The sequence below is a fragment of the Spirosoma lacussanchae genome (genome assembly GCF_005870035.1).
Classification (GTDB): Bacteria; Bacteroidota; Bacteroidia; order Cytophagales; family Spirosomataceae; genus Spirosoma; species Spirosoma lacussanchae.
Genome location: NZ_SWJG01000001.1, coordinates 483,639 through 495,913, shown reverse-complemented (window position 1 = coordinate 495,913; position 12,275 = coordinate 483,639). Strand labels below are relative to the sequence as shown.

General features: G+C 56.1%; 11 protein-coding genes. 8 read left to right on the top strand and 3 right to left on the bottom strand.

The annotated features are described in order from the left end of the window. Nucleotides 1-8: 8 nt before the first annotated feature. The 5 genes from FBR45_RS01990 (at nucleotide 9) to FBR45_RS01970 (ending at nucleotide 4,144) form a co-directional block, all read left to right on the top strand. Complete coding sequence (locus FBR45_RS01990; RefSeq protein ID WP_138498860.1) at nucleotides 9-563, top strand: NUDIX hydrolase; 555 nt, start codon at nucleotides 9-11, stop codon at nucleotides 561-563. Nucleotides 564-676: 113 nt separating this feature from the next. After that, the gene (locus tag FBR45_RS01985) at nucleotides 677-1,840 is read left to right on the top strand and encodes a pyridoxal phosphate-dependent aminotransferase (protein WP_138498858.1); all 1,164 of its coding nucleotides are present in this window, start codon (nucleotides 677-679) and stop codon (nucleotides 1,838-1,840) included. After that, the gene (locus FBR45_RS01980) at nucleotides 1,837-2,694 is read left to right on the top strand and encodes a prephenate dehydrogenase (RefSeq protein ID WP_138498857.1); all 858 of its coding nucleotides are present in this window, start codon (nucleotides 1,837-1,839) and stop codon (nucleotides 2,692-2,694) included. Before FBR45_RS01985 ends, FBR45_RS01980 begins: the two co-directional genes overlap by 4 nt. 208 nt (nucleotides 2,695-2,902) lie before the next feature. Then, complete coding sequence (locus FBR45_RS01975) at nucleotides 2,903-3,196, top strand: type II toxin-antitoxin system RelE/ParE family toxin (protein WP_138498855.1); 294 nt, start codon at nucleotides 2,903-2,905, stop codon at nucleotides 3,194-3,196. Nucleotides 3,197-3,280: 84 nt separating this feature from the next. Next, nucleotides 3,281-4,144, top strand: a complete 864-nt coding sequence (locus tag FBR45_RS01970) for an aldo/keto reductase (RefSeq protein WP_138498853.1) — start codon at nucleotides 3,281-3,283, stop codon at nucleotides 4,142-4,144. Nucleotides 4,145-4,256: 112 nt separating this feature from the next. Here FBR45_RS01970 and FBR45_RS01965 read toward each other — a convergent pair whose 3' ends face one another. After that, nucleotides 4,257-4,712 carry a ferritin-like domain-containing protein gene (locus FBR45_RS01965; protein ID WP_138498851.1) on the bottom strand — a complete coding sequence of 152 codons (456 nt, stop codon included), beginning with the start codon at nucleotides 4,710-4,712 and terminating at the stop codon, nucleotides 4,257-4,259. Nucleotides 4,713-4,998: 286 nt separating this feature from the next. On the opposite strand from FBR45_RS01965, the gene FBR45_RS01960 reads away from it, so the two are divergent. Together FBR45_RS01960 and FBR45_RS01955 are read left to right on the top strand one after the other, a co-directional pair. Then, nucleotides 4,999-5,748 carry a ferritin-like domain-containing protein gene (locus FBR45_RS01960; RefSeq protein ID WP_246082077.1) on the top strand — a complete coding sequence of 250 codons (750 nt, stop codon included), beginning with the start codon at nucleotides 4,999-5,001 and terminating at the stop codon, nucleotides 5,746-5,748. 13 nt (nucleotides 5,749-5,761) lie between these two features. Then, nucleotides 5,762-6,529, top strand: coding sequence for a ferritin-like domain-containing protein (locus FBR45_RS01955; protein ID WP_138498849.1), 768 nt, complete (start codon nucleotides 5,762-5,764; stop codon nucleotides 6,527-6,529). Between the two features lie 67 nt (nucleotides 6,530-6,596). On the opposite strand, the gene FBR45_RS01950 is transcribed toward FBR45_RS01955, so the two are convergent. Next, nucleotides 6,597-8,030 (bottom strand): hypothetical protein, encoded by a 1,434-nt coding sequence (locus FBR45_RS01950; RefSeq protein ID WP_138498847.1) that lies wholly within the window; start codon nucleotides 8,028-8,030, stop codon nucleotides 6,597-6,599. 166 nt (nucleotides 8,031-8,196) lie between these two features. Then, nucleotides 8,197-9,516: a hypothetical protein gene (locus tag FBR45_RS01945; protein ID WP_171044815.1), complete on the bottom strand. Its 1,320-nt coding sequence runs from the start codon at nucleotides 9,514-9,516 to the stop codon at nucleotides 8,197-8,199. A gap of 376 nt (nucleotides 9,517-9,892) precedes the next feature. Between FBR45_RS01945 and FBR45_RS01940 the strand changes: the two genes are divergently transcribed. Continuing rightward, the coding region (locus FBR45_RS01940) for a tetratricopeptide repeat protein (protein WP_212748612.1) at nucleotides 9,893-12,275 on the top strand (2,383 nt) is incomplete at its 3' end.

The window sequence follows — 12,275 nt, the reverse complement described above, 5'->3', positions numbered from 1 at the left end:
TTTGCGGCATGACAACGCCCGACAACGACCCGCAGCCCTGGCAGGTCGAATCCTCCGAATACATCCATCAGCTACCCTGGTTTACCGTTCGGAAAGACGCCGTCCGGATGGCCAGCGGGGGGTATATCCCCGACTATTTTCTGCTCGAGTACCCCGACTGGATCAACGTAGTGGCCGTTACGACCGCAGGCCAGCTGGTGCTGATTCGCCAGTACCGGCACGGATCGGCCGATGTTCGCTACGAGCTTTGCGCCGGCGTAGTCGATCCGGGCGAGTCGGCCCTGGCCACGGCCCAGCGCGAACTCCTCGAAGAAACCGGATTTGGCGGTGGACACTGGGAGCCGCTGCTCACCCTGTCGGCCAACCCCGGTACCCATACCAACCGCTGTTACTGTTTTCTGGCAACGGGTGTCGAGCCCGTACAGGCGCAGGAGCTGGAGATTACCGAAGAAATTACCGTACACCTGGTGTCGCGGGAGCGCGTCCTCGACATTATCGAAACCGGCGAGATGCTACAGGCGCTGCATGTGGCTCCCCTGCTAAAATACTGTCTGCAATCGTGATTCATCGGATTAGCTGTCCAACCCGACCCGCTTCGGCCTTATCTTTGCGGTTCGTTTTTTCATCGACCGGCCCAAACCACGATTAATCTGCCGACTCCGACGCATTCGTACCAATGATCATTCCCGTAGCTCACCGTGCCGACCAAACGCAGGAGTACTACTTTTCGGTTAAACTCGCCGAAGTACGTACCCTCCTGGCGGCTGGTCACGACGTCATCAATATTGGCATCGGCAACCCCGATCTGATGCCCTCCGACTCTACTATCGACGCGCTGATGGCTTCGGCCCGGCAACCGTCGGCACATGGCTATCAACCCTATAAAGGTACCCCCGGACTCCGGCAGGCTATTGCCCGCTTCTATCAGCATACCTACGGCGTTACGCTGAATGCCGATACGGAACTGCTGCCCCTGATCGGGTCGAAAGAAGGCATTACCCACCTGTCGCTGACGTTTTTGAATGAGGGCGACGGGGTGCTGGTACCCGAGCTGGGCTACCCTGCCTACCGCGCCGTGAGCCGTATGCTCGGGGCCAACGTGCTGGAATACCCGCTCCGGGAGTACCATGGCTGGCAACCCGACTGGAGCACCATGGCCGATCTGGTAGCGGCTACGCCCAACACCAAAATCATCTGGCTGAACTACCCACACATGCCCACCGGCGCGCCCGCCACCCGCGAGCTATTCGAGCAGGCCGTTCGGTTCGCCCATGACCACCGGGTACTGCTCTGCCATGACAACCCCTACAGCCTGATTCTGAACAAAAAACCGCCCATCAGCCTGCTGTCGGTCGACGGTGCCCGCGAGGTGGCGGTTGAGCTGAATTCACTCAGCAAGTCGCACAACATGGCGGGCTGGCGCATTGGCTGGCTGGCCGGGGCCAAACCGTATATCGATGCGGTTCTGACCATAAAAAGTAACGTTGACTCGGGCCAGTTCAAACCCCTGATGGATGCGGCTACGGAAGCCCTCGGCAACTCCGACGACTGGCACCGCGAGCGAAACGCCGTCTATCAAGGCCGCCTGGATGCGGTTCATGAACTGCTCGACACCCTCGGCTGCACCTACAGCCCCGATCAGGAAGGGTTGTTTATCTGGGCCCGACTGCCTGACTCCGTAGCCTCGGCCGAGGACCTCGTGAACGAGCTGCTGTATCAGAAACATGTATTCATTGCGCCAGGCTTCATCTTCGGCCCCAAAGGCGAGCGGTATATCCGCATCTCGCTCTGCGTACCCAAAGAACGAATCCAGCAAGCTACCCAACGCATACAGGCATGACAATCAGCATCGTAGGCATCGGCCTTCTGGGCGGTTCATTCGCCCTGGCCCTGCGCGACAAATACCCCCGAATGCGGTTCATTGGCGTCGATGCGTCGGCGGTGAACGGACAGCTGGCCCTCGCCAAAGGCATCGTCGATGAGCTGCTGCCGCTGCCCGAAGCCGTTGCGCAGAGTACCCTCGTTGTGCTGGCCACGCCCGTCAACGTCATTCTCGACCTGCTGCCTACCGTACTCGATCAGCTGCCGGCGGGTGCTACCGTCGTTGATCTGGGCTCTACCAAAGGACTCATCTGCGACCTCGTCGATGCGCACCCCAACCGGGCGCAGTTCGTAGCGGCTCACCCCATGGCGGGTACCGAAAACTCCGGCCCCGGCGCGGCTTTCCGCGAGTTGCTGCCCGGCAAAAACCTGATCATCTGCGACCGGGACAAAAGCGATCCGGACAGCCTGGCCCTGGTCGAAAGTCTTTTCCGCGACATCGGCATGAAGCTCTTTTTCATGACTCCGCAGGAGCATGACCTGCACCTGGCCTACGTCTCGCACCTAAGCCACATCAGCGCCTTTGCACTCGGCCTGACGGTACTGGAAAAAGAGAAAGATGAGCAAACCATCTTCGATATGGCCAGCACGGGTTTCAGCAGTACGGTGCGGCTGGCCAAAAGCTCTCCGCAGATGTGGGCACCGATCTTCGACCAGAACCGGGCCAATGTTTCTGACGCGCTGGGGGCCTATATCGACTTTCTGCAACAGTTCAAACAGATTGTCGACAGCCAGGACGTAACGACCTCGCTGGAGTTCATGAAGCGCGCCAACGTAATCCGGCGGGTGCTGGACGGCATAGAGAAGCGGTAATTTTTTATCTTTGGTAAAAAGAATACGATCATGACAAAGACGGCCGTACAGGAATCCCTCGACAAACTGCCTGACGAATTCCCAGTTGAAGCCCTGATTGAACGTTTGTTATTTATCCAGAGTGTTCAGGAAGGCCTACTGCAATCAGAGCGGGGAGAAACGGTACCTTTAGATGAAGTCAGGAAACGGTTGCGTGGATGATTAGCATATCTTTCACGAACCGGCCATTGATGACCTCGATGCAATAAACGAGTATCGTTCTGCTTACTCACCGGCTTATGCCGATCATCTGATCGATACTATCATCGCTAAGATCGACCGACTCAGAACTTTTCCGCAATTGGGACGTAAAGTACCCGAATTCGATTTGCCTACCCTGCGCGAGCTGATTCATAATGATTACCGCATCGTTTACAAACTGGTCGACGATGAAAAAATCGACATCATTACGATTCAGCATAGTTCGCGCAACTTGCAAGAGCGATTCTTCGATGCAACCTGATTTGACGGCATAGAGAAGCGGTAATTTTAAACAGTTTGGGTTTGCGGTTTGTCGTATTACTAAACCTAAAACACGAACTGTTGTATGCAATCGACAACCGACAAACCCGCTACCCAGGCGGGTACGATTACCCTGGGGGGCGACCTGACCGTAAACCGGATGGGGTACGGCGCCATGCGCATCACCGGCGACGGTATCTGGGGGCCACCCCGCGATCATGACGAGGCCATTCGGGTGCTGAAGCGCTGTCTCGACCTGGGTATCAACTTCATCGATACCGCCGATTCGTACGGGCCTTATGTATCCGAAGAGCTGATTGCCGAAGCCCTCCATCCCTATGCCGACGGCCTGGTTATTGCCACCAAAGGCGGTCTGTTACGCACCGGTCCTAACCAGTGGCCGGTCGACGGGAGCCGTAAACACCTCGAAGAAGCGCTGAACGGAAGCCTTAAACGGCTGAAGGTAGAACAGATCGACCTGTATCAGCTGCACCGCTTCGATGATAAAGTACCCGCCGAAGAGTATCTGGGTTTTCTGCAGGAAGCGCAGCAGGCTGGTAAGATCAAACACATCGGCCTCTCGGAGGTAGACGTGGAGCAGATTGAGCAGGCGCAGGACTATTTCGAGGTCGTGTCGGTACAGAACATGTACAATTTCGGTCAGCAGAAATGGAACGACGTGCTCAAATACTGCGAAGCGCAGAACATTGCCTTTATTCCCTGGTATCCGCTGAGCGCCGGTAACCTGGAAGCCGAGCAGGCCATTCACCGAGTGGCCGAACGGCATCAGGCAACCGAATATCAGGTAGCTCTGGCCTGGCTGCTGGCGGCCTCGCCCGTGATGCTGCCCATCGCCGGTACTTCATCGGTCAAACACCTGGACGAAAACGTACAGGGCGCCACGATCAAGCTGACCGAAGAAGATTTTCAGGACATGCCGCTGCCGTAAGCGAGAAGTAAACAAGAAGAAGGGGTACAGAGAGTCGCTGATGCGATTCCTGTACCCCTTCTCTTTGTAACCTACTCACCGTGAATAACGGCTGGCAGGCCCCTGTCACTGATTATTTATCCCCACGGAGTGCCTTCACTTTTTCGTAGGCATCTTCGAGCTGGCTCATCTGCTTCATCAAATCTTCCTTGATGTAGGCGGGCAGGTGGTCTTTCTCGATAGCATCCTTGTAAGCCTCCAGGGCAGCGTTCTCACCGAACTCAACCGAGCTCAGCACCGTATCGCGGTCTTTGCCGGTCAGGGCTGCCTTGATATCGATCCAGGCGCGGTGCACTTTGCTCGATACGTCGGTCGAAGTAGCGTCGGTAACGGCCGTGCCGTCGATGCGCACGATATGATCAGCCAGCTGGCTGCGGAAGTTCTGGCTCTGTACAACATAGTGCCGGAACAGATCGTCCAGTTGAGCATCCTTGTTGTCTTCAATGGCTTTTTCGTACCCCTGAATCCGGTCGTTATTGATTTTGACCAGGTCGTTCAGGTCTTCTACGATTTCTTCGTTCTTAATCATAATCGCTGACTTGTTTGATAGAATGTGAATCAGCTAGTAGAACCGTAGGAGCCGCCGATTGTTTCGGCAGTTACTCCCAAGTAACCTCAAACTGCCATGCCGTGTACCAGTTTGTCGACCAGAAGAAGGAAAAAGAGATTTGTTGACTAAACGGTGTTTTTTAGCCCGCTCAGTCGGATACAACTTTTTTTTTTAAAAGTACAAAACTGCCGGGTCACCTTCTCCGTATCTATTCCAGTTCTCTCGACGAACGGGAGACGATTTCACTAAACGTTTATACAACTCAATGGAAAAACTACCCAACGACCAGACTGACGTACGTCAGATGTTGACGGGCAGGGAGTCGGCCGCACTTGGGCGTCGTCTCTTCATGCGCTACATTGGAGCAACAGCGGCTGCTGGCGTAGCCCTGAGTGCCTGCCAGAATGAACTGGTTGATCCATCGGCCCGCGGTGCCGCCCGCGCTGGTGATGTCATTGACCTTGGTGACATCGGCTATGACGATATCGGTGTTCTCAACTATGCCTATGCGCTGGAGCAGCTGGAAGCCGCTTTCTACATGCAGGTAATCATGACGCCTTATGCCGGCATGAACGGCTACGAGCGCAGCGTACTGACCGAAATTCGTGATCATGAGATCATTCACCGCGAGCTGTTCAAAGCCGCATTGGGTGCCAAAGCGATTCCGGGCCTTACCCCCAACTTCAGCAGCATCAACTTCGGTAGCCGGGCCGCCGTACTGGGCGTAGCACGTACGTTCGAAGCGGTAGGTGTGTCGGCTTACAACGGCGCTGGCCGTCTGCTGAAAAGTGCTGATTACCTGACCCTGGCCGGCAAAATCGTTTCGGTTGAAGCCCGCCATACGTCGATCATCAGCGAACTGCTCAATCCTATGACGACTTCGTTCGCTGGCGACGATATCGTAAACCCAGGTCCTGCTTCGGGTCTTGGCGAAGCACGCAAACCGGAAGAAGTACTGGCTCTGGTCAGACCTTTCATTCAGGAAACCATCAACGGACGCACCCAGCCGCAATAATTAAGCTACGACCATGAACCTACAAAACATACTGAACGAAATTGAAAAGGTTGATGCCGAAGTGTACGAGCGGCTTGACCACGTATCGCGTCGTCACGTTTTTCAGAATCTGATGAAGAAGGCGGTAATGGGCGTTGCCCCGGTCGCTTTCGGTTCGATCCTGAACAAAGCCTATGCGCAGAACAGCGCCGTGGTTGAAGTGCTGAATTTCGCGCTGACCCTCGAGTACCTCGAAGCAGAGTTCTACAACATCGGTACGGGCCGGTCTGGCTTCCTGACAGGTGAGGCCATGACGACCTTCATGCAGATTGCCAAGCACGAGAACGCTCACGTAGCCCTGCTGAAGAGCGCGCTGGGTGGTGCGGCCGTTGCCAAACCAAACTTTGATTTTACTGCCAAAGGCGCTTTCCCAACTGTATTCACCAGCTATCAGACATTCCTGGCCGTTGCTCAGGCGTTTGAAGACACCGGTGTTCGGGCTTATAAAGGACAGGCTGGTCGGCTGATTCCGGCTCCCGATATTCTGACGGTAGCCCTGCAGATTCACTCGGTAGAAGCCCTTCACGCAGCCAAAGTACGTTACCTGAACGGGAACAAAGGCTGGATCGTGAACTCGAACGGCTTCCCGGCGGCTGTATACGCTGGCGACGACGTCGTGTCACAGGGTGGCGTAAACCTGGTCGGCCTGACGGGTCTGAGCATGGAGCGCGTAACCGAAGCCTTCGACGAGCCGCTGACCAAAGAGCAGGTACTGGCTATTGTCACCCCGTTCCTGGCGTAACGGAAACGTTTAGTGCCGAAAAAGGGGACCCGCCAATTGGCAGGCCCCCTTTTTCATGGCCCGTTGGTTAGCCGTTTGTTCGGGTGGCGCTCACGCTGCGGAGCCGGAACACCGATCCTTTCTCGAACTGAATCTGGTTGGCCGGGTACATAAACTGAATCTGCGTGATCACCCCGTCCCAGCCGGGCAAGCCCTGCATGTTGACTTCGTAGGTACGGAACTGCCCATCGCCGATGATCGGAATATCGACCGAGCGCGTCGGAATGTCGTAGATGTCAACCTCGCCGGGTCGGCGCCAGGCCAGCCGGACCGAGGTGGCTTTTGTCTGGAAAGCGGCCTGAATGTACAGTTTTGGAATTTCGGCCGCCCGCCAGAAGACCAGCGGACTTTTGATACCGAGGTTATTCTTGGTCAGGTCTTCGCGCTGGAACAGGATTGCCAGCTCGTTCTGAATAGGCCAGCCCCGGTCCCGGGCGTTGTAGTAGTACCAGCCCTGCCGGTCGGTGGTGAACTGATAGTTGGGCCGGGTAGCCGGGCGCGGCTGGCTTACGGCATACTGCCGGATATCGGTCAGGCCACCCACCACCAGCGTGTACTCGTATTCATACTGGCCGTTATGGTCGATCAGCAGAAAACTATCGCTGTTGAGATAGCCGCTGTGCTCGTCGAACTCCCCCCCTACTTTTGGCGTACCGAATCCGGCCGACCGGTACCGGAACTCGTTGGCCCGGTATAAGCCCACGCCCCGGCCTTTGTCGTTCAGCAGGGCAATCCAGTTTTCAGTGGCGTAACGGGTAATGATATCGCGGTCGGTATACTCAACGGTGGGCGCGTTGGTGAAGGGCTGCTCGCCTTCGTAGGTGACAATTCGGTACCAGGGGCCGTTCAGGTAGACGCAGGGCGTTTCCTGGGTCCGGGCCTGGTATTGGGTGGTGTCAGCACGGTTGACGGTAATGCGGCAGCGAACCCGAACGGTATTGTTCTGAATCTCGTACCAGTGTTCCATGGAGCAGTCGGCCGGCTCGTTGAGCAGGGGCCAGATCAGCGGCACCGACTTCACGTAAATCCGGTTCTGGTCCTGCTGGTAGCTGACAATGCGGGCGGGATTATTGAACACGTCGCCGGTTTGTACCGGGTTCCAGCCGAGGTATTTCCATTTCTCGACGGGCTGCTTGCCGTTGATCGAATACGGAAAGGGCCCGCTGTAGATCGACGTCTGAATTTGCCGCCCCAGGTCCACGTTATTGACCATATTTTCGCTACTACCGGCTTCGGCCAGGTAGGTGATGGCCCCCCCGGCGTTAAGGTCGATACCGACGCGGAGCTTGTCGTTACCCAGAAAGAGCCGCTTCTGGGGCGAAGGTGTGGTCTGCGGAGGCAGGCCGGGAGTAGTCGTGGGTGGCGGTGGCGTATAGGGAACCGTAGCCGGATAGTCGCGGACACAGGTAAACGCCAGCGCACTGATCAGAACGGACGAAAGTAGAACGGGTAAACGAGCCATAAATAAGAAAACTATGCCATAACCTACTCAAAAGTAGCCCCGCAACCAACGTTTTCCAACTAAACTTAGCGACCAACCGGCGCAACCGGATTCACGCCCCACGGATTAAAAAAACCGCCCTCTGGCCTGACTGACCCGATGTAGATTGGTCTGGAGCGAGTAGTTGTTACCGGTTGGCTTCGGAGAGCCAGTGGAACTGGCGTTCGGCGAGCTGGAAATGGCGGTTGGTGCGTCGGAGGGCCACCGTCAGCGAGTCGCCCCGGAACAGGCCGCGCAGCAGCAGCCGGTTGGTATCGGGCCGGTCGATGTGCAGGGTGAACAGCGCCAGGCTGTCATCGGCAAATTTCCTGAAGGCAATGGTTTGTTGGGTAGAGTCGAGGTCGTAGCTGAAATAGCCCCGGCGGTAGCGCTGCCGGAACAGCGTATCGGCCGTCTGGATACTGCCCGTTGTTTGTTCCTCGAACACCACGTTCTGCCACCGCAGCGAGTCGGGAAACGATACGGGCACCCGGAAGTCGGCCACTTCGTAGAAACCGGCTTTCAGTTTGGGCTTAGGCGGTTTTTTACCGGCAACCGGCTCGGGCTGGCTGTACTGGTAAGCCCGGTAGAGCGGCAGCAGGCCAAAAAACAGCACAAAGCTGGCTTTGAGCACCAGCCAGCCAATACGCGCCCGGCGGGTCGTAAACGCATACGTTCGTTTGGGTTGCGTGGGCCGGTTGAAGACAAAAAAATCAAGCAGTCGGCGGGCGTCGCCGAGCAGCAGCAGGTTGCTGAAAACGAAGAGATGGATGGAGAACAGCTTGACCGGAATGTCGTAGCAAAGGTTCATCATCATGACGTTCAGAAAAACGCTGGTGGCCACAAACGCGCCCAGCGTAGCCGTACGACGCCAGAGCAGCAGCACCCCGGCCAGCACCTCGACCGCGCCCGAAAAAAACTGATACGGCTCCGAATACCCGATAAACAGCCAGGAAAAACGCATCGGCAGCAGATCGCCGAGGGGCGTAGCGAGCTGGCTCAGCGACGGAAAAATCATCTGCTGGCCAAAAAGTTTGATGGTTCCGTAGAGCAGCGCCACCAGCGCCACGTAGTAGCGAAGCGCCACCAGAAACCAGTACGACAGCCGGTCATAGGCCCGCCGACGGTCGAGGGCGCTCCAGACCGCGGTCCCGATCAGGGCCAGGAGGGTAAAAAGACAGAGCTGGGCGTAGCCGTACGAGGTATCGCCACTGCCGTTGAACGGCACCAGTTGCTCCTTGACGTGAAAAAGGTGCCGGTTAGCCAGGGTTACCAGCCAGCTCTCGCCCATCGAGTAGTAGTTGCCACCCAGGTTGAGCAGCGGCACGTCACCGGCCCATTTCAGGGGCGACATGTAGAGACCGACATAAATAACCGTGAACCGAAACAGCAGCCGGCGCCAGACCGGCCAGACGACATCCGGGAAACGAGCATCGGCAAGTGCGGAAGGAGCAGAAACAGCCTGCATCACAAAAACCAGGGTTAAAGGATTTTAGACATACTATAGCCGCTAGTAATATACAACTTTTATTATTGGTCATTTACCTGCTGCCGGGCCGCAGTGAATTGTCAATTGCGGGCAGCGGGTCCATTATTTCCAGAAAAAAGCTATCTGGTTGCTAGTCAGTCGGTATTATAGTTTACATGCCATCATTTCGACAAACGCGTAGCAACCCGTTAGACTATTTCAGAATTCAAACACATTTATTATCGACTTACGGATCAGTGGTTTTTATATTGAAGCTCTTCTATGGTGATTGGCATTTTGCACTGATACAGATTGCAAAATCACTCCAATATGGATAATTTGCTATACACTTTTCTACCATCCATACCATCTTATCATGACTGCTGAGGTCAAACAGAATTTATTCAAGGCGGTGGCCGGTTTGGCCGCTTTTGGATTTGCCGCCACCGGACACGATGCTGCCAGCCCGCTTATGACTGCCCTGGTGAGCATAACGGGGGGCTGGGCGGGTCAGTTTGGGGTAGAGCTGTGTATGCCCTTCATAACCAAACGCTGGCTGTCAGGAAGCCGTGAGCCAGCGGTTAATCACCACATTCAACGGTCGCTGGTAGTGGCTATCCAAAAGGCGCTGGACGACATTGAGACGGACTACCTAAGCCGCGATGGCATAAGCCCCAAAGAAGACAGTTCGCTACGGTTGTTTTTTCAGACGCTGCGCAATCGCAGTCAACAAGAGTATGTAGAGGCTACTCAGGAGGAACTGGCTAAGCAAGAGGTGCTGGACTATGTGTATAACCGCGCTGCCAGCCAACAGCAGTTGCAGGCAAAACTGAAGATCGACTTCGACACTCAGGACGAGGAATTTTATTTTACGCCAGCTTTCATTGACTACTTTCCCACCCGTTTTGCCGAACGGACGCAGTTCTATTTCCGCGAAGAGCTGAAAGGCAGTGGCGACCAGCAGGAAAAAGCCAAAAAAGCAATGGACCTGCTTTTCTTCGAGACCTTGCAGGCTACGTTGAACAACCTCCGCGACACACAGCAGGCCAGCCAGATCGATCTGAAACAACTGCTGGACCAGGCACTGACCACAGGAACACAGACCCTGCAACAGATTGACTTCTACGGCGAACTCTGGATCTCCGCCATCCGTCAGAACCGTAGCCAGCTTGACCGCATTGAGCAGCGGCAGGACAAACTCCTGGAGCAGGTTGGCTACGTACGGGCCGACATGGCTACCAAAGAAGATGTGGCGGCTCTGGGACGCCAATTTAACCGGATACTTAGCCAGCCCGTATCGGCCGGACTACTCATGTCAGAGCAGTTCTTGCAACTGACGCAGGCCGTACGCGAAAGCCGCCAGGCCTTTGCCGACGCAGAAATGGCACTTACCCAAGCTGAAGCCAGCTTGAGCGCGCTCGAAGCCGCCTTAACCCAGAACCCAGCCTTGGCAAGCTCGCTGGAGATGGTGCTCACGCAGCAGCGTACCACCCGCGATCAGGCCAACCAGACGGTTTTGAGCAAAGACAGGGAGCAGCAACAAGCCCAGCAGGCCTTAAGCCATTTCCTCGATGAGGTGGCCACCGTACAAAAAGCCATCCAGAATTCTACTTCCCACCGTGCCGATGAAGCACGTAAATTAGTTGAGCAAGGCCGCTTTGCCGAAGCCCACGCTGCCCTCAATGCCGACGAGCTGCGCCGGGACTTAGCCGATTTGCTACAACAACGCGATGCGCTGCGCCAGCAATCGGCCCAACTGGCACAGGACTTCATCCTGAAAGCTAGTACCACGGTGCTGACCAAAGAACCCGGCTGGCTGGCGGAAGCTTGGCGGCTATATGAAGACGCTGTCAGTGCTGATGAAACCTACGACACCTGCTTTGCGCTGGCCTATTTTCTTCAAGCCCACAATCAGCATCTGGATGCAGTTGCCTGGTACGAGAGAGCTTTACGTCTGTCCAGCGATGAGTCTCAAAGAGCCACCACGCTCAACAATCTGGCTGTTCTCTACAGGGCCAACCAACGCTTTGCCGAGGCCGAAGCCGCCTATGATGAAGCCCTGAGCATTCGTCGGCAACTGGCTCAGCAGAGCCCAGCGGCCTACCTGCCCAATGTGGCCACCACGCTCAACAATCTGGCTATTCTCTACAGGGCCAACCAACGCTTTGCCGAGGCCGAAGCCGCCTATGATGAAGCCCTGAGCCTGTATCGGCAACTGGCTCAGCAGAGCCCAGCGGCCTACCTGCCCAATGTGGCCACCACGCTCAACAATCTGGCTGTTCTCTACAGTGACAACCAACGCTTTGCCGAGGCCGAAGCCGCCTATGATGAAGCCCTGAGCCTGTATCGGCAACTGGCTCAGCAGAGCCCAGCGGCCTACCTGCCCGATGTGGCCACCACGCTCAACAATCTGGCTGTTCTCTACAGTGACAACCAACGCTTTGCCGAGGCCGAAGCCGCCTATGATGAAGCCCTGAGCATTCGTCGGCAACTGGCTCAGCAGAGCCCAGCGGCCTACCTGCCCGATGTGGCGATGACACTCAACAATCTGGCTATTCTCTACAGTGACAACCAACGCTTTACCGAGGCCGAAGCCGCCTATGATGAAGCCCTGAGCATTCGTCGGCAACTGGCTCAGCAGAGCCCAGCGGCCTACCTGCCCGATGTGGCCACCACGCTCAACAATCTGGCTGTTCTCTACAGTGACAACCAACGCTTTGCCGAGGCCGAAGCCGCCTATGATGAAGCCCTGAGCATTC

What these genes read in the sequence shown, in the direction of transcription:
- FBR45_RS01955 (WP_138498849.1), top strand. Translation starts at nt 5,762, where the DNA reads ATGAACCTACAAAACATACTGAACGAAATTGAAAAGGTTGATGCCGAA.
- FBR45_RS01990 (WP_138498860.1), top strand. Translation starts at nt 9, where the DNA reads ATGACAACGCCCGACAACGACCCGCAGCCCTGGCAGGTCGAATCCTCC.
- FBR45_RS01960 (WP_246082077.1), top strand. Translation starts at nt 4,999, where the DNA reads ATGGAAAAACTACCCAACGACCAGACTGACGTACGTCAGATGTTGACG.
- FBR45_RS01970 (WP_138498853.1), top strand. Translation starts at nt 3,281, where the DNA reads ATGCAATCGACAACCGACAAACCCGCTACCCAGGCGGGTACGATTACC.
- FBR45_RS01985 (WP_138498858.1), top strand. Translation starts at nt 677, where the DNA reads ATGATCATTCCCGTAGCTCACCGTGCCGACCAAACGCAGGAGTACTAC.
- FBR45_RS01980 (WP_138498857.1), top strand. Translation starts at nt 1,837, where the DNA reads ATGACAATCAGCATCGTAGGCATCGGCCTTCTGGGCGGTTCATTCGCC.
- FBR45_RS01965 (WP_138498851.1), bottom strand. Translation starts at nt 4,712, where the DNA reads ATGATTAAGAACGAAGAAATCGTAGAAGACCTGAACGACCTGGTCAAA.
- FBR45_RS01950 (WP_138498847.1), bottom strand. Translation starts at nt 8,030, where the DNA reads ATGGCTCGTTTACCCGTTCTACTTTCGTCCGTTCTGATCAGTGCGCTG.
- FBR45_RS01945 (WP_171044815.1), bottom strand. Translation starts at nt 9,516, where the DNA reads ATGCAGGCTGTTTCTGCTCCTTCCGCACTTGCCGATGCTCGTTTCCCG.